The organism is Pseudomonas sp. NPDC096925 (genome assembly GCF_044762545.1).
In the GTDB taxonomy this organism is placed as follows: domain Bacteria; phylum Pseudomonadota; class Gammaproteobacteria; order Pseudomonadales; family Pseudomonadaceae; genus Aquipseudomonas.
Window position 1 is genome coordinate 299,070 of the sequence record NZ_JBIWEM010000007.1, and the last position, 22,398, is coordinate 321,467.

Annotated in this window: 25 protein-coding genes; 9 read left to right on the forward strand and 16 right to left on the reverse strand. The window is 62.3% G+C overall.

Annotated features, from left to right (window positions below; all coding sequences use genetic code 11):
• Nucleotides 1-104: 104 nt before the first annotated feature.
• Entirely contained in the window at nucleotides 105-1,289 is a 1,185-nt protein-coding gene (locus tag ACIQYU_RS20335; protein WP_207830347.1) for a porin, read from the reverse strand.
• A gap of 296 nt (nucleotides 1,290-1,585) precedes the next feature.
• Nucleotides 1,586-2,473 (reverse strand): MerR family transcriptional regulator, encoded by an 888-nt coding sequence (locus ACIQYU_RS20340; RefSeq protein WP_207830350.1) that lies wholly within the window; start codon nucleotides 2,471-2,473, stop codon nucleotides 1,586-1,588.
• Nucleotides 2,474-2,626: 153 nt separating this feature from the next.
• Between ACIQYU_RS20340 and ACIQYU_RS20345 the strand changes: the two genes are divergently transcribed.
• The 7 genes from ACIQYU_RS20345 (at nucleotide 2,627) to ACIQYU_RS20375 (ending at nucleotide 8,131) form a co-directional block, all read left to right on the forward strand.
• Nucleotides 2,627-3,073 (forward strand): PAS domain S-box protein, encoded by a 447-nt coding sequence (locus tag ACIQYU_RS20345; RefSeq protein WP_284382260.1) that lies wholly within the window; start codon nucleotides 2,627-2,629, stop codon nucleotides 3,071-3,073.
• A 101-nt stretch (nucleotides 3,074-3,174) separates the two neighbouring features.
• On the forward strand, nucleotides 3,175-3,597 hold the full coding sequence (locus ACIQYU_RS20350; RefSeq protein ID WP_233687505.1) for a nuclear transport factor 2 family protein: 423 nt from the start codon (nucleotides 3,175-3,177) through the stop codon (nucleotides 3,595-3,597).
• The gene (locus tag ACIQYU_RS20355; RefSeq protein ID WP_207830358.1) at nucleotides 3,594-4,346 is read left to right on the forward strand and encodes an SDR family oxidoreductase; all 753 of its coding nucleotides are present in this window, start codon (nucleotides 3,594-3,596) and stop codon (nucleotides 4,344-4,346) included. The genes ACIQYU_RS20350 and ACIQYU_RS20355 overlap by 4 nt, the downstream gene beginning before the upstream one ends.
• A gap of 6 nt (nucleotides 4,347-4,352) precedes the next feature.
• Nucleotides 4,353-5,600, forward strand: coding sequence for an NAD(P)/FAD-dependent oxidoreductase (locus ACIQYU_RS20360; RefSeq protein WP_402801806.1), 1,248 nt, complete (start codon nucleotides 4,353-4,355; stop codon nucleotides 5,598-5,600).
• A complete protein-coding gene (locus ACIQYU_RS20365; RefSeq protein WP_402801808.1) occupies nucleotides 5,597-6,406 on the forward strand; it encodes a DUF1365 domain-containing protein in 810 nt (269 codons plus the stop codon). The genes ACIQYU_RS20360 and ACIQYU_RS20365 overlap by 4 nt, the downstream gene beginning before the upstream one ends.
• Nucleotides 6,381-7,643 carry a cyclopropane-fatty-acyl-phospholipid synthase family protein gene (locus ACIQYU_RS20370; protein WP_063913574.1) on the forward strand — a complete coding sequence of 421 codons (1,263 nt, stop codon included), beginning with the start codon at nucleotides 6,381-6,383 and terminating at the stop codon, nucleotides 7,641-7,643. The genes ACIQYU_RS20365 and ACIQYU_RS20370 overlap by 26 nt, the downstream gene beginning before the upstream one ends.
• Nucleotides 7,643-8,131, forward strand: a complete 489-nt coding sequence (locus ACIQYU_RS20375) for a DUF2878 domain-containing protein (RefSeq protein ID WP_063913575.1) — start codon at nucleotides 7,643-7,645, stop codon at nucleotides 8,129-8,131. Before ACIQYU_RS20370 ends, ACIQYU_RS20375 begins: the two co-directional genes overlap by 1 nt.
• On the opposite strand, the gene ACIQYU_RS20380 is transcribed toward ACIQYU_RS20375, so the two are convergent.
• The 3 genes from ACIQYU_RS20380 to ACIQYU_RS20390 are packed head-to-tail and all read right to left on the reverse strand — an operon-like array spanning nucleotide 8,069 to nucleotide 10,324.
• Nucleotides 8,069-8,251, reverse strand: coding sequence for a DUF2256 domain-containing protein (locus ACIQYU_RS20380; RefSeq protein ID WP_207830365.1), 183 nt, complete (start codon nucleotides 8,249-8,251; stop codon nucleotides 8,069-8,071). The two genes, ACIQYU_RS20375 and ACIQYU_RS20380, sit on opposite strands and share 63 nt — an antisense overlap.
• Complete coding sequence (locus ACIQYU_RS20385) at nucleotides 8,248-9,774, reverse strand: cryptochrome/photolyase family protein (RefSeq protein ID WP_402801814.1); 1,527 nt, start codon at nucleotides 9,772-9,774, stop codon at nucleotides 8,248-8,250. The genes ACIQYU_RS20380 and ACIQYU_RS20385 overlap by 4 nt, the downstream gene beginning before the upstream one ends.
• A gap of 28 nt (nucleotides 9,775-9,802) precedes the next feature.
• Nucleotides 9,803-10,324, reverse strand: a complete 522-nt coding sequence (locus tag ACIQYU_RS20390) for a chalcone isomerase family protein (protein ID WP_233694256.1) — start codon at nucleotides 10,322-10,324, stop codon at nucleotides 9,803-9,805.
• Between the two features lie 159 nt (nucleotides 10,325-10,483).
• Here ACIQYU_RS20390 and ACIQYU_RS20395 point away from each other — a divergent pair, with 159 nt between their 5' ends.
• The gene (locus ACIQYU_RS20395) at nucleotides 10,484-11,254 is read left to right on the forward strand and encodes an SDR family NAD(P)-dependent oxidoreductase (RefSeq protein WP_402801817.1); all 771 of its coding nucleotides are present in this window, start codon (nucleotides 10,484-10,486) and stop codon (nucleotides 11,252-11,254) included.
• A gap of 31 nt (nucleotides 11,255-11,285) precedes the next feature.
• Here ACIQYU_RS20395 and ACIQYU_RS20400 read toward each other — a convergent pair whose 3' ends face one another.
• The 11 genes from ACIQYU_RS20400 to pstS form a co-directional block, all read right to left on the reverse strand.
• Nucleotides 11,286-11,840, reverse strand: coding sequence for a helix-turn-helix domain-containing protein (locus ACIQYU_RS20400; RefSeq protein WP_063913578.1), 555 nt, complete (start codon nucleotides 11,838-11,840; stop codon nucleotides 11,286-11,288).
• Between the two features lie 246 nt (nucleotides 11,841-12,086).
• Entirely contained in the window at nucleotides 12,087-13,445 is a 1,359-nt protein-coding gene (locus ACIQYU_RS20405) for an aspartate aminotransferase family protein (RefSeq protein WP_402801820.1), read from the reverse strand.
• 70 nt (nucleotides 13,446-13,515) lie between these two features.
• Nucleotides 13,516-14,289 (reverse strand): gamma-glutamyl-gamma-aminobutyrate hydrolase family protein, encoded by a 774-nt coding sequence (locus ACIQYU_RS20410; RefSeq protein WP_063913580.1) that lies wholly within the window; start codon nucleotides 14,287-14,289, stop codon nucleotides 13,516-13,518.
• A 78-nt stretch (nucleotides 14,290-14,367) separates the two neighbouring features.
• Complete coding sequence (locus ACIQYU_RS20415; protein ID WP_063913581.1) at nucleotides 14,368-15,714, reverse strand: glutamine synthetase family protein; 1,347 nt, start codon at nucleotides 15,712-15,714, stop codon at nucleotides 14,368-14,370.
• Between the two features lie 27 nt (nucleotides 15,715-15,741).
• Nucleotides 15,742-16,296 (reverse strand): helix-turn-helix domain-containing protein, encoded by a 555-nt coding sequence (locus ACIQYU_RS20420; RefSeq protein ID WP_063913582.1) that lies wholly within the window; start codon nucleotides 16,294-16,296, stop codon nucleotides 15,742-15,744.
• Nucleotides 16,297-16,455: 159 nt separating this feature from the next.
• Nucleotides 16,456-17,055 carry a hypothetical protein gene (locus tag ACIQYU_RS20425; protein ID WP_063913583.1) on the reverse strand — a complete coding sequence of 200 codons (600 nt, stop codon included), beginning with the start codon at nucleotides 17,053-17,055 and terminating at the stop codon, nucleotides 16,456-16,458.
• Nucleotides 17,055-17,753, reverse strand: coding sequence for a hypothetical protein (locus ACIQYU_RS20430; protein ID WP_207830370.1), 699 nt, complete (start codon nucleotides 17,751-17,753; stop codon nucleotides 17,055-17,057). The genes ACIQYU_RS20425 and ACIQYU_RS20430 overlap by 1 nt, the downstream gene beginning before the upstream one ends.
• Before the next feature lie 40 nt (nucleotides 17,754-17,793).
• Entirely contained in the window at nucleotides 17,794-18,555 is a 762-nt protein-coding gene (gene pstB, locus ACIQYU_RS20435) for a phosphate ABC transporter ATP-binding protein PstB (protein WP_233687519.1), read from the reverse strand.
• A 75-nt stretch (nucleotides 18,556-18,630) separates the two neighbouring features.
• Nucleotides 18,631-19,524 (reverse strand): phosphate ABC transporter permease PstA, encoded by an 894-nt coding sequence (gene pstA / locus ACIQYU_RS20440; protein WP_024086822.1) that lies wholly within the window; start codon nucleotides 19,522-19,524, stop codon nucleotides 18,631-18,633.
• Nucleotides 19,524-20,489, reverse strand: a complete 966-nt coding sequence (pstC, locus tag ACIQYU_RS20445) for a phosphate ABC transporter permease subunit PstC (RefSeq protein WP_402801826.1) — start codon at nucleotides 20,487-20,489, stop codon at nucleotides 19,524-19,526. Before pstC ends, pstA begins: the two co-directional genes overlap by 1 nt.
• Nucleotides 20,490-20,561: 72 nt before the next feature.
• Nucleotides 20,562-21,593: a phosphate ABC transporter substrate-binding protein PstS gene (pstS, locus tag ACIQYU_RS20450; RefSeq protein WP_087500806.1), complete on the reverse strand. Its 1,032-nt coding sequence runs from the start codon at nucleotides 21,591-21,593 to the stop codon at nucleotides 20,562-20,564.
• A gap of 269 nt (nucleotides 21,594-21,862) precedes the next feature.
• Here pstS and ACIQYU_RS20455 point away from each other — a divergent pair, with 269 nt between their 5' ends.
• On the forward strand, nucleotides 21,863-22,240 hold the full coding sequence (locus ACIQYU_RS20455; protein WP_207830378.1) for a termination factor Rho: 378 nt from the start codon (nucleotides 21,863-21,865) through the stop codon (nucleotides 22,238-22,240).
• The last annotated feature ends 158 nt before the right edge of the window (nucleotides 22,241-22,398 follow it).

Genomic DNA, 22,398 nt, shown 5'->3' on the forward strand with positions numbered 1-22,398 from the left:
GCTACTTGGGTAGCGGGTGGGCGGTTCCATGGTTGTAATTGCTTTCACCGAAGATTGCCGGGGCTGCTGTGCAGCCCCGGCAATCTTGAGTCGAAGCCGAGGGCCTACCAGGTCAACACCGCCCCCACCGCAAAGGTATCGGTGTCTTCGTTCTGGTCACTGGTTTCATGCCCATCGATCGAGAACTGGTTGTACTCGGCAACCAGCTTGAGGTTGTCGTTGACGTCATGGAACAGCGCCACGCCACGAGTCTGGTAATCCGCACCACTGCCCACCGCGCCATTGCCATCGTCCTTGGTCTTGCCATAGGACAGCGCCACACGGTTCTTGCCGACCTTGTAGGAGCCCTGCAGCAGGTAGCCATCGCTGTCGACATTGCGCAAGGTCGGTTCGCCAGCGTTGTTGGTGAAGAACGGGTTGATGCCCTTGGCCTGGAACCCCGAGCCGGTCAGCGACAGCCCTCCCATCTTCGCCTGCACACCGTAGCCGACCCCTTTGGAGGTGACCGACTGCACCGCCGGGTCGGTATTGTCGGAGGTCTGGTAACTGCCGTTGACCCAGCTGTAGATCTGCGCCCCAGCCAGGTCGAACTGGTAGGTGATCTCGCTCTCGGTGCGCGGGTTTTCCTGGTAGGCCTTGCCAGTCGGGCTGCTGTCGTTGGTATCTACCGGGTCCATGATGCCCACCGCCACCCGCAGGCCGTCCATCACTGGCGTGCGGTAGGTGATCTGCGACGTGGGGAACGGGTACGGGTAGCCACTGCCGATGTTGCCGAACGACACCCCGCCGCCGTCCACCAGCCCCAGGGTGTCACTGACCTGGCCATAACCGGCCAGCAGTTCGTCGAGCAGGATGTTGGAACGGGCGAACAGCCCGAAATCCTTGCCGATCAGCACCTCGCCCCACTCGGGATTGGCCACGGTACCGTAGAACTGGCGCACGTCGATGGCGGTGTCGGTGCCGTTGGTTTCGCTGTCGTTGATGGTGACCCAGAACGAGGCACGCGCCCCGAGCTTCAGGTCATCCACCTGCTTGCCCATGTTGAAGCCCAGGTAGTTGGGCAAAAAGCCCATCTTCACCCGTGACTGGCGACGATCGAATTGCTCGCCCTGCCGATCGACATCGCTGTTGACGTAGAAGGCGTTGATATAGCCGTCGGTGGAAAACGTCGTCTGGTCCTTGTCGTACAGCATGATCTCGGCCTGGGCGAGGCTGCTCAGGCAAAGGGTCGACAGGCTGGCGGTAACAGCCGCCAGCAAACGTGGGGACAGATTCTTATTGTTGTACATGGCGCGCTCCGAAACGGGGACGGGATGTCGGAGGCGATTATCAGAAGCTGGCAAACAGCCAGAAACGCTGCCTTGGAGGGGGCTGGCAGGCGCTTTGGGCCAGTGCGGGGGGCGCGATGATTCCGGCCCAGGACCGGGTTACGCCCTGGGGCAAGACTTCTGGTGTAACCCACAGGAGCAGGCAGGGATCAATACGACAGACTACTGCCGGCCCCGGTTCGGGCCGTGACAATGCACATCGTGATCAGGGGCGGGCCAGAGGAACTTGCCGAGGTTATCCCGGCAAGCGGCAGCGGTCAGAGGTCCAGGGCACCATTGAGCAAGGCGTTGAGCATGCTTGCGGCGTCAGCGCGTTGCTCATCCAGCAGACACAACGGCAAGCCTTGCCAGGCTGGTGGCGAATCGGCCAGCCCTTCGCCAATCAGGGCCAGCGGACACGCAATCTGCATTTGCAGCGAACGCAGGCGCTTGGCCAAGGCAGGGTCTACCGGCACCTGAACCTTGATCACCAGTGCCGCAGGCTGCATCGCCGCACACAGCATGGGGATTTCTTCCAACGGCTGCCCGCAACCGAGTACTTCGATGCGTTGCTGCTCGCTGCTCAACAACAGCCCGGCGCACAATACCTGCAGTTCGGCTTGCCCCTCGGTGCCCGCCAGCAGTACGCGCGGCGCATCGGCCTGGTTCATCTGCAGACGCATCAGCAGGCGGGCGCGCAGGAACATGTCCAGGAACAGCCATTGGCTACGCTGGCCCGGCGCAATGCCTGAAGCCAGGCCGTGCCAGACCGGCATCAGTACCTCACGCAGCACGGTGGCCTTGGGCAGGATGGTGAATAACTGCCCATGAATGCTTTCCAGCGCTTGCGTATCGAATGCCTTGGTTGCGCGCGCCACGGCGGCGCGCCAGTCGTCGAAGACCGAGTGCTGCTGCACCGGCGCGTCTGCCTGGCCTGCCAGAATGTCGCCTACCTTGCTGATGGGCACGCCATTGCCGGTCCAGTGCAAGATGTCGCGTATGCGCTGAACATCCCGGGCCGTGTACAGGCGATGGCCGCCTTCGGTGCGCTGCGGGCTTATCAACCCATGGCGCCGCTCCCAGGCCCGCAAGGTCACCGGGTTGATGCCGGTCAGGCTGACCACATCGCGCATGGGTAGCAAATCGGCTGGGGTGACGTCGGTCATGATATGGGTTTATCTGGGGGGTGGCACATTCTAAACCCATATGCACCTTCTGCGGCGAGCCTCGTTGGTTCATCATGCAACAAACGGCGCCGAGGCCTTCTGCACGCAGGCCACGCTGCGCACTTCGCATACGAAAGCCTGTAGGTGGGCCCCATGATCAACGCGAAACTCCTGCAACTGATGGTCGAGCACTCCAACGATGGCATCGTCGTCGCCGAACAAGAAGGCGACGACAGTATCCTTATCTACGTCAACCCTGCCTTCGAACGCCTGACCGGTTATCGCGCCGAGGAAATTCTCTATCAGGACTGCCGTTTTCTCCAGGGCGAAGATCATGACCAGGCGGGCCTCACCAACATCCGCGAGGCAATCCGTGGAGGCCTCCCCTGCTGCCAGGTGCTGCGCAATTACCGCAAGGACGGGAGCCTGTTCTGGAACGAGTTGTCCATCACGCCCGTGCACAACGAGGCGGACCAGTTGACGTACTACATCGGCATCCAGCGCGACGTCACAGCGCAGGTTTTCGCCGAGGAAAAGCTACGCGAGCTGGAGGCCGAGGTAGCTGAATTGCGTCGGCTACTGGGCCAGTCGGAACGCTGAGCAAACCTATACAATATCGTTGACTTGTATAGATTTAGGCTTAGACTTCGGATATACCTGTACAGCAAGCCATTCTTGTACAGGATTTCCTGGAGCCCAGCATGTCAGCGTATCTGCAGCAATTCGCCGAGCACTTCACCAGACTCGACGGGGGCAACCTCGACACTCTTGAAAAGCTGTACAGCGACGATGTCACCTTTCGCGATCCATTGCATCAGATCCAAGGGCTTCGGGCTCTGCAGGCATACCTGGCGCAGCAGTACGCCAACGCTCACGATATTCGCTATGACTTCTCCAGCATCGACGAGGTGATGCCCGGGAAAGGTTATCTGCGTTGGACCCTGCAGTTCCGTCATCCACGCCTGTCCCGTGGTCGGCAGATCACCTTGCAGGGATGCAGTTACCTGCAATGGCATGACCGGGTCCATTTTCACCAGGACTATTTCGACGCTGCAGCCTTGCTCTACGAACATGTTCCGGTCATGGGCAGTGCGATTCGATGGCTCAAAGGCCGGATGGCATGAGCCGCTGCTGGCTGACAGGCGCAAGCAGCGGTATCGGTGCCGCACTTGCACGATGCCTGCTGGAGCAAGGCCACCAGGTTGCCTTGGGCGCACGCCATGCCGATCGTCTCGCACCGTTGGCCGAACACTTTCCCGGGCAGGTGCTGCTGGCCATTGGCGACCTTGACGACCCTGTACAGGTAGCAGGGATCGCAACCCGTATCGAGCAGGCCTGGGGCGGGCTCGACCGGGTAATCCTCAATGCAGGCACCTGCGAGTACCTGGAACCGGGCCATTTCGACCCTGCCCTGGTCGAGCGCGTGGTCCGTACCAATTTCCTGGCTGTCAGCTACTGCCTGGCAGCAGCCTTGCCCTTGCTTCGCGTCGGCCAGCAGCCTCACCTGGTGGTGATGGGCAGTTCGGTGACCTGGCTGGCCCTGCCCCGCGCCGGCGCCTATGGCGCGTCCAAGGCAGCCGTGCGTTATCTGGTGGAATCGCAGCGCATCGACCTGGCCCGCGAAGGCATCGCCGTTACCCTCGTCAGCCCCGGCTTTGTGGATACACCATTGACTCGTCGCAACGATTTCCCGATGCCCCAGCTATGGTCGGCGCAGCGCGCAGCCAGCCACATTGCCAAACGCCTGCCTGAACGCCCGCTGGAAATCAACTTTCCCCGGTTTTTCACCCTGGTATTGCGCCTGCTTGGCGCACTGCCCGCACGCCTGCGCCTGGCGCTAGGGCAACGCCTTGCCCGTCATGAACAGGAATGATGCCCCATGCGTATAGCAATCATCGGCAGCGGCATCGCAGGCCTATCCTGCGCTCATCTGCTGTCACGCAAGCATGAGGTCACGGTTTTCGAAGCCGAGCGCTGGATCGGGGGCCACACGCATACCCTCGATGTGATCTGGCAGGGTGAACGCCATGCAATAGATACCGGCTTCATCGTCTTCAATGACTGGACCTATCCGAACTTCATCCGCTTGCTCGACCACCTGAAGGTCGCCTCACGGCCGACCGAAATGAGCTTCTCCGTGCATGACCCGGTCACCGGCCTGGAATACAACGGGCACAACCTGAATACCCTGTTTGCCCAACGCCGCAACCTGGTGTCACCGGGGTTCTGGGGGATGCTACGGGATATTCTGCGTTTCAATCGCCAGGCCCTCGCCGACCTGGATAACCAGCGTATCGATGCCAACGCTACCCTCGGCGCCTACCTCCAGGCGCAGCGTTATGGACAGCGCTTCATCGATCATTACATCGTACCGATGGGGTCGGCGATCTGGTCGATGTCCCGCGCGGACATGCTCGGCTTCCCACTCGCGTTCTTCGTGCGGTTCTGTCGCAACCACGGCTTGTTGTCGGTAAACCAACGTCCACAGTGGCGCGTGATCGAAGGGGGCTCGCGCAGCTATGTCGGCCCGCTGTGCCGACCGTTTGCCGATCGTATCCGCCTCGATTGCAAGGTTTACCGGGTCAGCCGCGACGAAGGTGGCGTCACCCTGACGAGCAGTGCCGGTACCGAACGTTTCGATAATGTGGTGTTCGCCTGCCACAGCGACCAGGCCCTGGCGCTGCTGGAAGCGCCGAGCGTACAGGAACGGGAAGTGCTCGGCGCCATCGGCTATGCCAGCAACGATGTGGTGCTGCACACCGATACCCGTCTGCTACCCCGGCGCAAGCGCGCCTGGGCCAGCTGGAACTACCGTCTCGGCGGGCCACAACAGGCCCCTGCCGCGGTGACCTACAACATGAACATTCTGCAAGGTATCCAGGCGCCGACGACTTTCTGCGTGAGCCTTAACCAAACCGCACTGGTGGATCCGGCACAGGTCATCGCCCGCTTCCGGTACGACCATCCGCAGTACAGCCTTGCGGCATCCACCGCGCAGATGCGCCAGGCGCAGCTGCAAGGCCATCGCCACAGCTACTTCTGCGGCGCCTACTGGGGCAATGGCTTTCACGAAGATGGCGTGGTCAGTGCACTAAAGGTGGCCGCGCATTTCGGAGAGCACCTGTGAACAGCAGCCTTTGCGTGGGCTGGGTCAGCCACCGACGCCTGGCGCCGCGCCCCCATGCGTTCCGCTACAGGATCGGCATGTTCTACCTGGACCTGGACGAGCAAGCCTGGCTGGCAGGCCTGTCACGCTGGCTGTGGCGCTGGCGCCTGGCGCCGCTGAGCTGGCACCAGGCAGATTACCTGCCAGCTCGGACCCGCAAAGGCGAGACGCTGGTCCAGGCTGCACGCTTGCTGGTGCAGAACGCGACGGGAGATATGCCCGAGGGGCCGGTGCACCTGCTCACGCAATTGCGTTGCTGGGGGCTGTCGTTCAACCCGGTGAGCTTCTATTTCTGCCATGACCGCGATGGGCGACTGACGGCGATCCTGCTGGAGGTGCGAAACACGCCATGGCGCGAGCGCTTTCATTACGTGCTGCCGGTGCAAGGAAACCTTGCCAGGCCCTTCGCCGTCGCCAAGGCCTTCCATGTGTCGCCATTCATGCCACTGCACATGGACTATCGCTTGCGCTTCGCCCTGGACGCTGAACATGTACGCATCCACATGGAGAACTGGCAAGCCGATCGCAAGGTGTTCGAGGCCGACCTGGCCCTGCAGCGCCAGCCGCTGGATAAGGCCGCCGTGCACCGATACGTACTGGCCTTCCCATGGATGAGCCTGCGCACCGTCTCGGCCATCTATTGGCAGGCACTGCGCCTGTTGTTCAAACGCACGCCCATCCACGACCACACGCCCAGCCAGAGTGACCTGGCGCTCGGCCATTCCTGCGAGGACCCTGATGATGTCGAACCCCACCCTGAGCGTTAGCAAGTTCGCAGGCCTCGGGCCTTTGTTCGGTGGTCTGGCACGAAACGCCGTGCTCGCCCGGCTGGGCAGGCTGCGCCATGGCCACCTGCGCCTGCTCAGCCACGGGCAGCAATGGAGTTTCGGTGATGTCGACAGCCCGTTGCAGGCCGAGGTGGAAATCCTTGATGACATCACCTGGAGCCTGATAGCCGGCAATGGCTCGATCGGTGCTGGCGAAGCTTACATCCACGGCTATTGGCGAAGCCCCGACCTGGCGCTGGTCACTCGCCTGTTCGTCGCAAACCTCGAGGTACTTGACGCACTCGAGGGTGGCCTGGCCCGCTTCGGCCGCCCTGCCCTGCGGTTGCAGCACAAACTCAACCGCAACAGCAGGCGCGGTGCCCGCCGCAATATCCTGGCGCACTACGATCTGGGCAATGCCCTGTTCGAGCGGCTGCTGGACCCCACCATGATGTACTCGGCAGCCCAGTTCGAACACCCTGAACAGACGCTGGAGCACGCTCAGCTGCACAAACTGGAGCGCATCTGCCAGAAGCTGGAACTGTGCCCTGACGACCACCTGCTGGAGATCGGCTGCGGGTGGGGCAGCCTGGCGATCCACGCCGCCACCCGATATGGCTGCAGGGTCACCACAACGACGCTCTCCGAAGCGCAGTACAGCCATACCCTGCAGCGCGTTCAGGCACTGGGGCTGGAGCAGCGCGTGAAAGTGCTTCGCGAAGACTACCGCGATCTTCAAGGCACCTTCGACAAACTGGTCTCGATCGAGATGATCGAGGCCGTGGGCCATCGTTACCTGCCGGTGTACTTCCGCCAGTGTGCCTCGCTACTCAAGCCCGACGGCCTGATGCTGTTGCAGGCGATCACCATCCGCGACCAGCGCTATGCACAGGCGCGGCGGTCGGTCGATTTCATCCAGCGCTACATCTTCCCCGGTGGCGCCCTGCCTTCGTTGAGCGTGTTGCTGGAAACTGCCAGCCGGCACACCGCACTCAACCTCTTGCACATGGAAGATTTCGGCCAGGACTATGCCCGCACCCTGCGGCATTGGCGAGAAAACCTGCGCCAGGCACGTACGGCATTGACGGAGCTGGGCTACGACGACATGTTTCAGCGCCTGTGGGAATTCTACCTGTGTTACTGCCAAGGCGGCTTCGAGGAGCGCACCATCGGTGTCGCGCATCTGCTCTGGGCAGCGCCCCAGGCACGGCGCGCGCCCTTGCCCGGCAGTGCCTGATGAGCCGTCGCTGGCTGGTCGCCAATGCCTTGTGGCTACAGGCTGGCTGGTGGCTCTGCGTACTGGGGAGCGAAAAGCCCTTCCTGTCGATGCTGGTGATTCCTGGCCTGGCCGTGCACTTGAGCCTGTGCCCGGACGTCCACGCAGAGGTCAAGGCGCTGTTGCGCGTAACGCCGGTCGGATGTTTGCTGGATAGCGTGCTGGGCGCGCTGGGCGTGTTCGGTTTCGACACCTGGCCACTGCCGCTGTGGCTTGCGCTGCTGTGGCTGGTGCTGGCCAGCGGCATGCGCCACAGCCTGGCATGGGCCGACCGTCACTGGCGGCTCGGTGCGCTGGTGGGTGCAGTTGGCGGCCCTCTGGCCTATCTGAGCGGAGCAAGGCTGGCAAATGTCGACTTGCCCATGGGCCCGCTGCAAACCGGCCTGTTACTGGTGCCTATATGGGCCGCTACCCTGCCCCTGCTCGCGCGCCTCGCGGTACGGTGCTGATTTGCGGCATCGTTCGGAGCAGTAGCGCACCTGCGCCCAACAACGCGCCCAGCGCTTGCGCCAGTTGAATGGCCGCCCACACACCACGCAGACCTTGCTGGGCAAAAGACCCTTTTTCATATCGGCTGCGCCGCATCGAGTCGTGCCAAAAGTGACTGGCCACGCAGCCACACGGCATCACGACGGTCAGCCGCCATGCCATCGAGGCTTCGATAGACCAGCGCCAGACGCGGGTTAGCCGAAAGCAGGGGGCGATGGCGAATCAGAAAATGCCAATACAAGGCATTGAACGGGCAGCCATCCTCCTCGGTCACCTGGTCAACCCTGTAACTGCATGCCTTGCAATGGTCGGACATGCGCTGGATATAGCGACCACTGGCGCAGTAAGGCTTGGACCCCAGGTAGCCGCCGTCGGCGTACATCACCATACCCAGCGTGTTGGGCAGCTCGACCCAGTCGAAGGCATCCATGTAGACCGCCAGGTACCACTCACAGATCGCGGCTGGCTCGATACCGGCCAGCAAGGCGAAGTTGCCGGTGACCATGAGCCGCTGGATATGGTGAGCGTAGCCCAGGCGAAGGGTCTGTCCGATGGCCTGCTCCATGCAGCGCATGCGGGTGCGCCCGGTCCAGTAGAATTCCGGCAGCGCCCGCTCGTTGCCCAGGTAGTTGAGCGCAGCATACTCCGGCATGCGCAGCCAATAGATGCCGCGCACATACTCGCGCCAGCCGATCAACTGGCGGATGAAGCCCTCTGCCGCATTGAGCGGCACTCGCCCGTCGCGCCAGGCCTTGTCGACCTCGTCGCACAGGCAACGTACGTCCAGAAGCCCGATGTTCAGTGCCGCACTGATGCGCGCATGGAACAGGTACGGCTCGCCCTCGGCCATTGCGTCCTGGTAGTCACCGAACGCCGCCAGGCCGAACTCCAGAAAGTGTTGCCAGAGCTGCAGCGCCTCGGCATGGGTCACGGGGTAATCGAAACCGTCGATGGCTCCGTAGTGGTCGCTGAAGCGTTGGCGTACCAGGGCTATCACCGCCGCCGTGATCTCGTCCTGCTCGAAATGCGCGGCGAAGGGGCCACGTAGCTGACGCGGCAAGGCCTTGCGATTGTCGCCATCGAGATTCCAGGTTCCACCTGCCGGGCTGCCGTCAGGCTCCAGCAGCAGGCCGGTACGCTTGCGCATGCCACGGTAGAAGTGCTCCATGCGCAGTTGGCCGCGCTCCCGGGCCCAGCGCGCGAAGGCTTCGCGAGAACAAAGAAATCGCGTGTCGCGATGCCACACAAGCGGCAGTGCGGCATCGCGCAACGCCTGCTCCAGGCGCCATTCACCGCACTCGGTCAGGTGAATGTGCGTGGCTCCCAGGGCTTGCTGCCAGCGCCGCAACTCGCCAACGATGCTACCGCTGTTGCCGTCATCGTCGAGTTGCACATAATGCACTTGCCAACCGCGCTCACGCAGTGCCTGGGCGAAGTGCCGCATGGCGCTGAAGATCAGAACGATCTTCAGTGGATGATGCGGCACGTACCGGGCCTCTCCCTCCACTTCTGCCATCAGCACAACATCGCGGGCAGGATCGAGGGCCCTCAGGCTTGCCAGGTCGAACGTCAGCTGGTCACCCAGTACCAGGCCCAGGCGCATCGTCAGGCTACCCCTGGCTGTTGCAGATTCATGGAAGCCCTCCCAGCAGACGCTGACGCAGTTGTTGATCCCTGGCCCGCGGATCTAGCCAGATGGCGAAGAACGCCCGGGCAAAGCGCGGGTCGGCGATCGCCCGGCTGAGTTTGCCGTCGACGTAGAAGCGGCAGCCCTGCCCCGGCATGTAGACACCAGTGATGCGCATGCCAGGGCGCACATCCACAAACGCTTGCTGCATGGCCTGGGCCCACGCCGCGCGCCGCTGCGGCGTCGCGTTGTCAGGGTCCAGGCGGTGCATTTCCTCGAGGCTGGCCTGTACCAGCACATCCCTGGACAGCCTTCGGTGATAGGCCAGTTCAAGGGCAAAAGGCCGATTCCAGTCCTCAACCGGACCGGCTGCCCATAGCTGAGCGGTGTAAAGACGCAGGCCAAACCATGTGAACTCACCGGCGCCCAGCCGTTGCGCGCCTGGCAGCTCCGTTCGCCAGTCCGCCGCCTCCGACAGGGCAGTCAGTAGCAGGCAAAGCCAGGCCCAACGAGCGGTGTGCCCCATGTTGACCTCGAGCACCTGAAAATACCTGTACAATATTAGCAGTCATGTATAGCTTTTTGCCAACTTGTACAACTTTACTTGCAGCTCTCGGCGCCAGTTTTCGACGAAGCCGGTGGAAGTGGCAGAGAGGCGGCGGGGGCCTGCAAAGGAGGTAGTTCAGTGAGCCTTGTCAATCACCTTCACACGCCCGCCAACGTTCTGGTCTGCGGAGCCAGCCAGGGGATTGGCCTTGCACTGTGCACGCAGTTGCTGGCGCGCGACGATGTCGCGCAGGTGTTTGCCGTCTCGCGACATGCCACCAGCAGCCCCGCGCTGGATGCCTTGTTCGCCGAGCATCCGCAGAAGATGCTGCGCATCGACTGCGACGCGTGTTCCGAAGCGGCACTGCAAACCCTGGCAACGCAGGTGAGCGCCCGTTGCAACCAGCTGAACCTGGTATTTTGTACGCTTGGCGTGCTGCAAGAGGCACCTGCACGGGCCGAAAAAGCGCTGACACAGGTGGATATGGCAGGGCTACTGAGCAGTTTCACGACCAACTGTTTCGCACCTGTCCTGCTGCTCAGGCATTTGCAGCCCTTGTTGCGACAACAACCGATGACCTATGTGGCACTGTCGGCGCGGGTCGGCTCGATCAGCGACAATCATCTCGGCGGGTGGTACAGCTATCGCGCCAGCAAGGCCGCGCTCAACCAGCTTATGCGCACTGCAAGCATCGAGTTCAAGCGACTGAACCCCGCCTCCACGATACTCTTGCTGCATCCCGGGACCACCGCCACCCGCCTTTCCCAGCCCTTTCAGGGCAATGTGGCCCCGGGAAAACTGTTCTCGCCGGCATTTGCCGCGTCATGCGTTCTAGAGCTCGTGAGCCGACACGGCCCAAAGCAGAGCGGTACATTCTGGGCGTGGGACGGCACACCGATTGCCTGGTGACTCCAGAGCCAGCATGGCTTGGGTTTTCCCGTCAGCTGAACACCCAGAGCACGCGGGTGGGCTTGTCGGTGAGGTTGGCGTAACGAAAACTGGCGTGGGGTTGCAGCTGAAAACTGTCACTGGCGCGCAGCGTTACCGGCTCGCCGCCATCCAGCCAGACGGTCAGTTCGCCCTCGAGCACGAAGCAGCCCTGCTCCGAGCTGTCGTCCAGGTACTCCTCGCCACTACTGGCCCCCGGTTCCAGGTGGCTATCGAGCATGGAGAACGCCCCGGTGATCGTGGGGGATGCCAGCACATCGGTGATGCCGCCGGCCAGGTGAAGCGTACGACGCTCGTGAGGGCGGGTGACCCAGTCGAGTTCGCGGGGCTTGTCCAGCTTGTAGAAATAGGCCGTGGAGACGCCGAGCTCTTCGCTGATAGCCGTGAGGTCGGCCACGGTCGGGCGCGACACGCCCCGTTCGACCTGGGACAGAAAGCCCACCGAACGGCCGATGCGCTGGGCCAGTTCGCCCAGGGTCAGGCCCTTGAACTTGCGCAGGTCGCGAATCAGTACGGCCAGGCCTTCGATCTCTTCGTGCACTTTCATGGTTGAATCGCGACTTTCGACGGGAAAATTGATGCCCTGAAAAGTACATGATTCATCTCACAAAGCAAGATACTTCATGGCGATCTTAGGGCTGCTTTGCAGCCCTTCGCGGGCACGCCCGCTCCCACAGTGATCGCGCCTCTCCTGAACCTAGCGCCAACCCTGTGGGAGCGGGCGTGCCCGCGAAGGGTCGCAAAGCGGCCCCAAACCATTCAACTGACTGGCACCAGTCCCAGGGCTCGTCCCTTACCGAACAGCCTCGTACGTCAGGTCCAGGCACTTGCGGGCTTTTTCCACCAGTTCGTCAATCTCCTCGATGCTGATCACCAGCGGCGGCGCGATGATCATGGTGTCGCCCACCGCGCGCATGATCAGGCCGTTGTCGAAGCAGTGCTGGCGACAGATCATGCCAATACCTTTGCCTTCGTAGCGGGCGCGGGTGGCCTTGTCTTTCACCAGCTCGATCGCGCCGAGCATGCCCAGGCCGCGCACTTCGCCTACCAGCGGGTGGTCGGCCAGCTCGCGCAGGCGTTGTTGCAGGTAAGGAGCGGTTTTGTCGTGCACCTGTTCGATGATCTGTTCGTCACGCAAGATCCGCAGGTTCTCCAGGCCCACCGCAGCCGCCACAGGGTGGCCGGAATAGGTGAAACCGTGGTTGAAGTCACCGCCTTCGCTGATGACCCTGGCCACTTCGTCACGCACGATCACGCCGCCCATGGGGATGTAGCCGGAGGTAAGGCCCTTGGCGATGGTCATCAGGTCGGGCTTGAGGTCGTAGTAGTCGCTGCCGAACCACTCGCCGGTACGGCCAAAGCCGCAGATCACTTCGTCGGCGACGAACAGGATGTCGTACCTGGCGAGGATCTCCTTCACCTTCGGCCAGTAGGTCTGCGGCGGAATGATCACCCCACCAGCGCCCTGAATCGGTTCTGCGATGAAGGCGGCGACATTGTCCACGCCAACTTCGAGGATCTTCTTCTCCAGCTGTTCGGCCGCCCACACGCCGAAGTCGGCCTCGGCCATGTCGCCGCCTTCGCCATACCAGTACGGCTGCGGGATGTGCACGATATCCGGGATCAGCCCGCCCTGCTGGTGCATGCCGCTCATGCCGCCCAGGCCCGCGCCGGCCACGGTGGAGCCGTGGTAGCCGTTGATGCGGCCGATGATGACCTTCTTGTTCTTCTGGCCCTTGAGCGCCCAGTAATGGCGGACCATGCGCAGCACGGTATCGTTGCCTTCGGAGCCGGAGCCGGTGAAGAACACATGGTTCATGCCTGGCGGGGCCACATCGGCGATCGCCTTGGCCAGTTCCAGCGCCGGCGGGTGCGCAGTCTGGAAGAACAGGTTGTAGTACGGCAACTGCCTCATCTGCTGGCTGGCGACGTCGGCCAGCTCATCGCGGCCATAGCCCACCGCCACACACCAAAGGCCTGCCATGCCATCGAGAATCTTGTGGCCTTCGCTGTCCCAAAGGTGCACGCCCTTGGCCGAGGTGATGATGCGCGGGCCTTTCTCGGCCAGTTGCCTGACATCGCTGAACGGCGCCAGGTGATGGTCGCGGCTCATCGCTTGCCAGGCAAGGGTCTGCGAATGCTGTTCACTCATTGACTTCACTCCATCAAGTTGCGCAGCCGTGCTGCGCGGGTACTTTTTTGTAATTGGGAACGGTCGCTGTTCAGGCGGACTTCAACAGCATCTGGCGCAGCACCGAGCGATGCCGGCAGGCCTTGCCAAAGGACTGGAAGATGGTCAGGTAATGCGGGTTATCCATGACCTGGTACTCGGGGTGCCATTGCACGGCCAGGGCAAAACCCTTGCTGTTCTCGACCGAAATCGCTTCCACCAGGCCATCGGGTGCCAGCGCCTCCACCCTCAGCCCAGGGGCCAGTACATCGATACCCTGGCCGTGGATGGAATTGACGTTGATGATCGCCGGCAAGCCCATGCGGTCGAGCATGCCGCCGGGCTCTATATGCAAGGCGTGACGCGGGCCATATTGCTTTTCGATGGGCTCACCCTTGCTTTCACGGTGGTCCATGAACATGCCGGTCTCGTGGACCTTCTGGTGCAGGGTGCCGCCCAGCGCCACGTTCATTTCCTGGAAGCCACGGCAAATGCCGAGCACCGGCACACCGGCGGCGATGGCCGCACGCATCAGCGGCAACGTGGTGGCATCCCGCAGCGGGTCGTGGTGGGTACCCGCTGCACTGGCCGGGCCGTTGTAGTGGAACGGCTCGATGTTTGACGGCGAACCGGTGAAGATCAGCCCATCCACCACATCGAGAATATCGGCGCTGTCCATCAGGTCTGCGAGGCTGGGAATCACGATGGGTAACCCACACGCTGCCTTGGCCGCCGCGCGCGCGTACTTCTCGCTGATGGTCTGGGTTGCATGCAGCTCGATCATGCTGGTGCATGCGGTGATGCCGATAACGGGCACACGTGGCATATCTTCCTCCGGCAAATCCATATTGCGCGTTGTATTGAAACGGTAGAAAGGGAGGCGTCGCTGTTCGAACCTCGGCACCTACAGGAACCAGCGGTATTCGCGGGCATCGATGTGGCGCATGAAGTCCAGTTGCTCCTGGTATTTGTTTTCGCAATAGACCATCACGAACTCACTGCCCAGGCCCTCGTTGACCACCGGGTGGTGGCGCATGGCGGCCAGGGCACTGAGCGCATCCTTGGGGAAGTCGATGCCGCTCTGGCGGTTGTCGTTCAGCGGGGCGATGGGCTCGACACCACGATCCAGGCCATGCTCCATCCCGGTCAGGATGGCCGCCAGCACCAGGTACGGGTTGGCGTCGGCACCGGCGAGGCGGTGTTCGATGCGCAGGTTGCGCGGGTCGGACTCGGGGATGCGAATACACGCATCACGATCTTCGAAGCCCCAGCTGGCCTTGCTCGCCGCGTTGACCATGGCGCCGTAACGGCGGTAGGCATTGTGGTTGGGGGCGAAGATCGGCATGCAATGGGGCAGCAGCTCCAGGCACCCCGCCACCGCATGGCGCAGCTTGCGCTGTTCGGCGCCGGCCAGGATGTTGTTGCCGGCGTTGTCGTACAGGCTGACGTGTACATGCATGCCGCTGCCCGGCGCGTCGAGGTACGGCTTGCTCATGAAGCTGGCACGGTAGCCGTGCTTCATCGCGATACCACGGGTACTGCGGCAGAACAGCGCCGACCAGTCCGCCGCACTGAGGGCATCGTCGCTGTGGGAGAAGTTGATCTCGAACTGGCCTGGGCCCAGCTCGGCGGTGATGACGTTCGCCGGGACGCCCTGCTCGTTGGCGCCATCGACCATCTCGTGCAGCACCGGTGCGAAGCGCGACAGCCGCTCGATGTGCATGTTCGGCTGGTCGTCCTGGTCGTCGGTCGCCGTGTCGCGTGGGTACTGGGGCAGGCCGTTATCGAGCTTGCGGTCGAACAGGTAGAACTCCAGTTCGAAGGCCACCACCGGGCGGATGCCGCGCCTGGCCAGGCGCTGGAGCACCCGGGCCAGCACTTCACGGGGCTCGAACTCGATGGGCTTGGCGGTACCGTCGGAGGTGATGAGCATCTGCGCGATCACTTCCTTTTCCCAGCGCACTGGTTTGAGGGTACCCGGCACCAGGCGGCGGGCGGCATCCGGGTCGCCGTCGGCGAAGCAGTAGTCACCGATTGGGTAGAGGCCACCCTGGGTGCCCAGCAGCACGCAGTTCTGCGGCAACTTAAGCGGCGTGCCGGCTGCGACTTTTTCCAGCATGTCCATGGGGTAGCGCTTGCCGTAGAAGTGCCCAGGGATATCCAGCGCAATCAGGTCGACATAGCGTATTTCTGGGTGTTTCGCTCGGAACGAACGCACTTCAGTCAGCAGATCCGGAAAGATGACACTCATCTTCTTGTCCTTGTGAGGTGAACGAATTCAGTTGAAAACCCAGAGCACGCGGGTGGTTTTTTCCGTCAGGTTGGCGTAGCGGAACTGCGCGTGGGGGTGCAGCTGGAAGCAGTCGTTGGCCTGCAGGGTCACGGCGTCGCCGTGGTCCAGCCATACCGTGAGTTCGCCTTCGAGCACGAAGCAGCCCTGCTCGGAACGGTCAGTCAGGTACAGCTCGCCACTACTGGCGCCTGGCTCGAGGTGACTGTCGAGCATGGAGAACGCGCCGGCGATGCTGGGCGAAGCCAGCACATCGGTGATGCCCGACTCGAGGTACAGCGTGCGGCGCTCGTGAGGGCGCGTGACCCAGCTGATGCTGCGGGGCTTGCTCAGGTTGTAGAAGTACGCGGTCGATACGCCGAGCGCTTCACTGATGGCGGTAAGGTCCGCCACGGTAGGGCGCGAAACACCGCGTTCGACCTGGGACAGGAAGCCGACCGAGCGGTTGATGCGCTCGGCCAGTTCGCCCAGGGTCAGGTTCTTGAATTTGCGCAGGTCGTGAATAAGGATCGCGAGGGCTTCAACCTCTTCGTGCATCTTCATCGTTTGAGACTGCCGTGAAATTTTTAGAGTTATTTTTCATGAAAAAATACATGAAAAATTTCACGCGTCAAGCCGGATCTGAAAACGGGAACTGCGCAGGGAGATATAGGGGGGTAACAAGGCACGAAGAGGCGTAACGAGAAAGGTACCTTGAAGCCCTCAGGACGCGAGGGCTTGCGAACGCTGCCGTACCGGCATCTGATAGCGGTGCGGTTGCTGCCAGGCCAGCTGTGCCTGGACATCGACTGCCGCATCCATCACTTTCTGTGCCCAGTTGTCATCCTTCGGGCACACCACCACCACGCGAAAACCGTGGTCGACGCCTTCCAGCCGCACGCCGTCGGAATCATCGACATGCAAGTCGATATCGAAGGCCGATGGCAACTTCGAGGGCGCATTCTCAAGCCCGTTCACGGCCAGGATATGCTGGTGCCGATCACTGTTGACCACGCCATCGACACGGATGCCGTAGAGCATCAGCCAACGGCGGATGTAGGACGGCGTGCGCCCGGACGAGGTGTAGATCCAGATGCTGCAGCCCTGACGGCGCAGGTCGCGGATCAGCGAGCGCGTACCGCTGCGCAGGGGTTCACCCAACCAGCGGTGGACGAACGCCGGCAGCTTGCTGTCCTCGGCGGCGGCATGGTCGGCCTGGCAGGCGAGCGTGTCGTCGATATCGAACGAAATGCGTACCTGCGGGCGGTTGAACGTGCGCTCGATGGCTTGCCGCCCGCGCTGGAGCAGTGAAGGCCTTGGCATCAGCGGCACCTCTCGCGCGCAGGCACGGATGTGCCGCAGAGGAAGAACTTGCCGGGCTCAGGCGCCTTCGCTTCAAGGAAGGCTGCGTACTTTTTCTTGATCTTGGGTAGTTCGTACAAGGCCTTGACACCATGCTTGGCAGAGTTGCGTATGACCGAGGACGGGTTGAAGTAACCCTCGGCGTTGTCCAGCGACAGCACGAAGGGCGGTAGCCCCGCGCGCATCAGCAAGTAGCTGACAATGAGCGACCCCGTGCGATTGTTGCCTTCGATGAACAGCTGCGGCTTGCTGAGAATCCGAACGTAGACACCCGCCGCGCGCTTCCAGATCGAGTCGCTGCCATACGAGCAATACCAGTTGTAGAGGTCCTTGATGCCGCCCTCCACATTGTTGAAAAAGTGCGCCTCGGTCGCCGCCAGGTGCGGGGCAAACTCCAACCTGCGCGCCGGGTCGCTGCCGCACAGTACGGTGGCATTGATCTCCAGCATCAGGTTCAGCTGCTGAAGGTCGAAAAGGTCGACACCCCGGGCGACATAGTCGTCAATCAGTGCGTAGCCTTCAACCACATTCAGCAGCACCTCGTCGGTAAACGGATCCCGCGGTTCGGTGAAGTGCCGGCTGAGTTCGGCAAAGCGGGCCTGCACCTCGCGCAGTGCACGCTCTACCGCTGGCAGATCAAGACGACGCGTCGCTCGCATTGGAAATCCCTGGTAACACTTGATGGAAGGTAATGCGGCCTCAGCTGAACTTGCCGCTGATGTAGTCAGCGGTCAGTTGTTCACGCGGGTTCTGGAAAATCTGCGTGGTCGGGCCCATCTCGACCAGGTAACCGGTACGCGTGCCCCTGGAGATGTCGACCGAGAAGAACGCGGTGGTGTCGGCCACACGAATCGCCTGCTGCATGTTGTGGGTCACCAGGGCGATGGTGTAGTCCTTCTTCAACTCGACCATCAGCTCTTCCACCCGGCGGGTGGCAATCGGGTCGAGTGCCGAGCAGGGTTCGTCCAGCAGCAGCACTTCCGGCTCGGTGGCGATGGCGCGGGCGATGCACAGACGCTGCTGTTGGCCGCCGGACAGGGCCAGGCCACTGACCTTGAGCTTGTCCTTCACTTCGTCCCACAGCGCGGCGCCCTGCAGCGCGTGCTTGACGCGGTCGCCGATGTCGCCCTTGTAGCGGTTCAGGCGCAGGCCGAAGGCGACGTTGTCGAAGATGCTCATCGAGAACGGGTTGGGCTGCTGGAACACCATGCCGATGTAGCGGCGCACCACCACAGGATCGACGCCCTTGCCGTAGACGTCCTGGCCCAGGAAGTGCACATGGCCTTCGAAGCGGAAGCCCTTCACCAGGTCGTTCATGCGGTTGAGGCTACGCAGCACGGTACTCTTGCCGCAACCGGACGGCCCGATGAAACCGGTGATCTCGTTTTTCCTGATCGGCACATGGCTGTCGCGAACGGCCATGAAATTGCCGTAGAAGATCTTGTCCAGCTTGCAGTCCATGACGATGGGGGCTTCGCTGACCACGGGAGCGGCTTTTGGCGCAGTGGATACGTTCAAGTTCGGATGCTCCCTTTCTCAATACTTGGGCTTGCCGAATACTCGGCTCAAAATGTTGATTACCAGCACGATCATCACCAGTACCAGCGAGGCCGCCCAGGCGAGCTCGAGCTGGTTGTCGAATGGCATGCCGGAGAAGTTGTAGATCAGTACGGCAAGCGAGGCCGTCGGGTTCATGACCGCCAGGTCGCCGTCATGCAGGATCCAGTAGTTGCTGAACAGCGCGGTGAACAGCAGCGGCGCGGTCTCGCCGGCGGCGCGGGCCACGGCCAGCATGACACCGGTCAGGATGGCCGGCAGGCCGGTGGGCAGGACGATTTTCCAGATCACCTGGGCACGGGTGCAGCCCATGCCGTAGGCGGCATCTTTCATGATCTTGGGCACCATCTTCATCGACTCTTCAGCGGTCAGCACGACGATGGGCAGCATCAGTACCGCCAAGGCCACGCCGCCAGCCGGCGCGGAGTAGGTGCCGGTGGTCATCACCACCAGGGCGTAGGCGAATACGCCGGCCAGGATCGACGGCAGGCCGGTGAGCATCTTGGCGGCGAAGCGTGCGGCGTTGGCCAGCTTGCTGTCCGGGCCGAGTTCGGCCAGGAACACCGCGGCCAGGATACCGACCGGCACGGCGATGGCAGCAGCAATGCCGACCATGACGAAGGTACCGGCCATGGCGTTGCCGAAGCCCCCGCCCATTTCGAAGCCGGTGGGTGGCAGCTCGGTGAACACCTCCAGGTTGAGGCGTGCACCGCCACGGGTGATCAGCATGTACAGCACGGAAATCAGCGGCACGCTGGCCACCAGAGCCGCGAACCATGCCAGCGTGGTCAATACCAGGCTGCGCAGGGAACGGCCTTCCAGCTTGCGCTGCAGGCTGGGCAACGCGTTTGCAGGGGTGGTGAGGTTCGTCATTATTTGTTACCCCGCTGGGCGTAGAGCATGATTATCGAACCGAGTACGTTCACCAGCAGGGTAATGAACATCAGTACCAGCGCGGCGTACATCAGCACCTCGACCTCGTTCGGGCCAGCCTCCGGGAAGTTCAGGGCCAGCAAGGCCGCCAGCGTGTTGGCCGGGGCGAACAAGGACAGGGAAATGGTGTTGGCATTGCCCACCAGCATGGCCAGCGCCATGGTTTCACCCAGCGCACGGCCCAGGCCGAGCACCAGCGAACCGAAGATGCCGGTGGCCGCCGATGGCACCATCACCTTGAGGATGGCCTCCCAGTGGGTGGCGCCCAGGCCATAGGCGGCCTGCTTGGTTTTCATCGGCACGCTGGTCAGCGCATCCTGCGAAACGGCGGCGATGGTCGGCAGAATCATGATCGCCAGCACCAGCGCAGCCGGCAGCAGCCCGGGCCCGCTCAGGGAAGTGCCGAAAAAGGGAATCCAGCCCAGCTCGCTGTTCAGCCATGTGGTCAGCGGGCGAATGGCCGGGATGACCACATAGATCCCCCACAGGCCGTAAACGACGCTGGGGATGGCAGCGAGCAGCTCGACGATGGTGCGGAACACCGACGCCAGCCTGGCCGGGAGGAAGTCCTGGGTCAGGAAAATGGCCATGCTGATGCCGAAGAAACCGGCGATCAACAGGGCGATCAGGGCGCTGTAAAGCGTGCCCCAGATCGCTGGCAGAATACCGTACTTGCCTTGGTTGACGTCCCAGACGCTGCCGAACAGCACGTCAAAGCCGTGCTTCTCGATGCCTGGCAGTGCCTTGCGGCCCACTTCGTAGACCAGCGCGAAGACCAACGCCAGCACCAGCACCACGCCGATGCGTGCAAGCGCACGGAAGGTGCGATCAACCAGGAAGTCCTTCGCAGACGGTGGCTGGCACGCGGAGTCGGGGTTAGCCGGGATGGCAAAAGGTGTGTTCATTGGCAAGTTCCGGGACAGAGGGCAAACACACCCGGCATGGCCGCAAGACCACACCGGGAGCGCCTGGGCGTGTTACTGGATGTTGGCGGACGCTTTGCGCACCTGATCGACAACCGACGGTGGCAGCGGGATGTAGCCCATCGAGTCAGCGATCTTCTGGCCTTCGGTCAGGCTGTACTCGACCATTTCGCGCATGGCCTTGGCCTTGGCCGGGTTACCGTTGTCCTTGCGGAAGATCATCCAGGTGTAGGAGGTGATCGGGTAGGACTTGGCACCGTCCGGGTCAGGCAGCCAGGCCACCAGGTTCTCCGGCATTTTCACCGCCGCCAGTGCCTCGGCACCGCTCTCGGCGTTCGGCACGACGTATTGGCCGGCCTTGTTCTGCAGCTGGGCGAAGTCGACCTTGGCCAGCTTGGCGAAGCCGTATTCGATGTAGCCGATGGCGCCTGGGGTCTGGCGGACGGTGGCGGTTACGCCATCGTTCTTCGGCGACTTGATGAACTTGTCACTGGCCGGCCAGTTGACGGTATTGCCTTCACCCAGCGCTTGCTTGAAGTCAGCGTTGATGGCCGACAGGTGCTTGGTGAATACCGCAGTGGTACCGCTGGAGTCGGCACGCACGACCACGGTGATCGGGGTAGCTGGCAGTTTCAGCTCAGGGTTGGCCGCGACGATCTGCGGGTCGTTCCACTGGGTGATCTTGCCGAGGAAGATATTGGAGTACACATCGCGCGGCAGCTTCAACCCTTTTGGGTTGCCCGGCAGGTTGTAGGCCAGGACGATTTCACCGGCGGTCATCGGCAGCAACTGTACGCCCTCGCCGACCTTGGCGATTTCTTCGGCTTTCATGGCCGAGTCACTGGCGGCGAAGTCGACGGTTTTATTCAGAAAGTCCTGAACACCCGCCCCGCTCCCCTTGGACTGGTAGTCAACGGTGACACCGTCGGTTTCCTTGCTGAAGGCCTTGAACCAGGTCAGGTAGATCGGGGCCGGGAAACTGGCGCCGGAACCGGTCAGGCGGACGTTCTCTGCGGCAAAGGAAGCCGAGGTGGCGCAAAGAGAAACGGCAACGGCAAGTGCAGCAGACTTCATCAGGCGTATCATCGAAAAGCGCTCCGTGTGATGGCCGGCACACTTTGCAGCAGCAATGTTACAGCTTTGTGACCAATGAATGGCAGGCCGCAGGGTAGAGCCGTCCGGGTGCGCCATCACGGCAGCATCAAGGGCTGCCTCAACCCTAAGGCCTCAAAGTGTCGTTTGAATGACGGTTTCTGGTGGGCAACAGGCTTCCTGGCACCACTCGTCGATTAGCGGGCACTCTGGTGTTGCCCCGGCATTCAACCGCTCATGCAAACCAGACGGGAGTGAATGCCATGCCACGCGGCGACAAGGACAAATACACCGACAAGCAAAAGCGCAAGGCCGAACATATCGAGGAAAGCTACGAGCACAAAGGCGTGCCGAAAGACCAGGCCGAGGCGCGGGCCTGGGCCACCGTCAACAAGCAGTCCGGGGGTGGTGAGAAAAAAGGAGGCTCGGGGCAAACGACATCCTCCAGCGAAAAGAAGACTGCCCGTTCGGACTCTGCCAAACGTGCAGCGAAGTCACGCCAGGGTCATTCCCGCAAATCAGGCAGTTCCCTGGAAACCCAGAGTAAGCAAAGCCTGATGAAAGAAGCGCGTAGTAAAGACATCAAGGGGCGCTCCACCATGACCAAGGCGCAATTGGTGGAAGCGCTCGCGCAGGCATGACGCAAGCCCTCCGCCACCCGCGGAATGGCGTCAATCCTCGGCCGGGCGCGATCCCCGTGGGAGATGGCCCAGCCCTTCGGGCTGCGCTGTCGCTTGGAGAACTGAATTCGCAAGCAGTCCGCGTACCCTGTGGGAGCGGCTTCAGCCGCGAAGAATCC

What these genes read in the sequence shown, in the direction of transcription:
- ACIQYU_RS20345 (WP_284382260.1), top strand. Translation starts at nt 2,627, where the DNA reads ATGATCAACGCGAAACTCCTGCAACTGATGGTCGAGCACTCCAACGAT.
- ACIQYU_RS20350 (WP_233687505.1), top strand. Translation starts at nt 3,175, where the DNA reads ATGTCAGCGTATCTGCAGCAATTCGCCGAGCACTTCACCAGACTCGAC.
- ACIQYU_RS20385 (WP_402801814.1), bottom strand. Translation starts at nt 9,774, where the DNA reads ATGCGCCTGGGCCTGGTACTGGGTGACCAGCTGACGTTCGACCTGGCA.
- pstS (WP_087500806.1), bottom strand. Translation starts at nt 21,593, where the DNA reads ATGATACGCCTGATGAAGTCTGCTGCACTTGCCGTTGCCGTTTCTCTT.
- pstA (WP_024086822.1), bottom strand. Translation starts at nt 19,524, where the DNA reads ATGACGAACCTCACCACCCCTGCAAACGCGTTGCCCAGCCTGCAGCGC.
- ACIQYU_RS20430 (WP_207830370.1), bottom strand. Translation starts at nt 17,753, where the DNA reads ATGCGAGCGACGCGTCGTCTTGATCTGCCAGCGGTAGAGCGTGCACTG.
- ACIQYU_RS20415 (WP_063913581.1), bottom strand. Translation starts at nt 15,714, where the DNA reads ATGAGTGTCATCTTTCCGGATCTGCTGACTGAAGTGCGTTCGTTCCGA.
- ACIQYU_RS20400 (WP_063913578.1), bottom strand. Translation starts at nt 11,840, where the DNA reads ATGAAAGTGCACGAAGAGATCGAAGGCCTGGCCGTACTGATTCGCGAC.
- ACIQYU_RS20380 (WP_207830365.1), bottom strand. Translation starts at nt 8,251, where the DNA reads ATGAAAAAGGGTCTTTTGCCCAGCAAGGTCTGCGTGGTGTGTGGGCGG.
- ACIQYU_RS20375 (WP_063913575.1), top strand. Translation starts at nt 7,643, where the DNA reads ATGAGCCGTCGCTGGCTGGTCGCCAATGCCTTGTGGCTACAGGCTGGC.
- ACIQYU_RS20420 (WP_063913582.1), bottom strand. Translation starts at nt 16,296, where the DNA reads ATGAAGATGCACGAAGAGGTTGAAGCCCTCGCGATCCTTATTCACGAC.
- pstB (WP_233687519.1), bottom strand. Translation starts at nt 18,555, where the DNA reads ATGGACTGCAAGCTGGACAAGATCTTCTACGGCAATTTCATGGCCGTT.
- ACIQYU_RS20455 (WP_207830378.1), top strand. Translation starts at nt 21,863, where the DNA reads ATGCCACGCGGCGACAAGGACAAATACACCGACAAGCAAAAGCGCAAG.
- ACIQYU_RS20335 (WP_207830347.1), bottom strand. Translation starts at nt 1,289, where the DNA reads ATGTACAACAATAAGAATCTGTCCCCACGTTTGCTGGCGGCTGTTACC.
- ACIQYU_RS20410 (WP_063913580.1), bottom strand. Translation starts at nt 14,289, where the DNA reads ATGCCACGTGTGCCCGTTATCGGCATCACCGCATGCACCAGCATGATC.
- pstC (WP_402801826.1), bottom strand. Translation starts at nt 20,489, where the DNA reads ATGAACACACCTTTTGCCATCCCGGCTAACCCCGACTCCGCGTGCCAG.
- ACIQYU_RS20370 (WP_063913574.1), top strand. Translation starts at nt 6,381, where the DNA reads ATGTCGAACCCCACCCTGAGCGTTAGCAAGTTCGCAGGCCTCGGGCCT.
- ACIQYU_RS20360 (WP_402801806.1), top strand. Translation starts at nt 4,353, where the DNA reads ATGCGTATAGCAATCATCGGCAGCGGCATCGCAGGCCTATCCTGCGCT.
- ACIQYU_RS20390 (WP_233694256.1), bottom strand. Translation starts at nt 10,324, where the DNA reads ATGGGGCACACCGCTCGTTGGGCCTGGCTTTGCCTGCTACTGACTGCC.
- ACIQYU_RS20405 (WP_402801820.1), bottom strand. Translation starts at nt 13,445, where the DNA reads ATGAGTGAACAGCATTCGCAGACCCTTGCCTGGCAAGCGATGAGCCGC.
- ACIQYU_RS20355 (WP_207830358.1), top strand. Translation starts at nt 3,594, where the DNA reads ATGAGCCGCTGCTGGCTGACAGGCGCAAGCAGCGGTATCGGTGCCGCA.
- ACIQYU_RS20425 (WP_063913583.1), bottom strand. Translation starts at nt 17,055, where the DNA reads ATGCCAAGGCCTTCACTGCTCCAGCGCGGGCGGCAAGCCATCGAGCGC.
- ACIQYU_RS20340 (WP_207830350.1), bottom strand. Translation starts at nt 2,473, where the DNA reads ATGACCGACGTCACCCCAGCCGATTTGCTACCCATGCGCGATGTGGTC.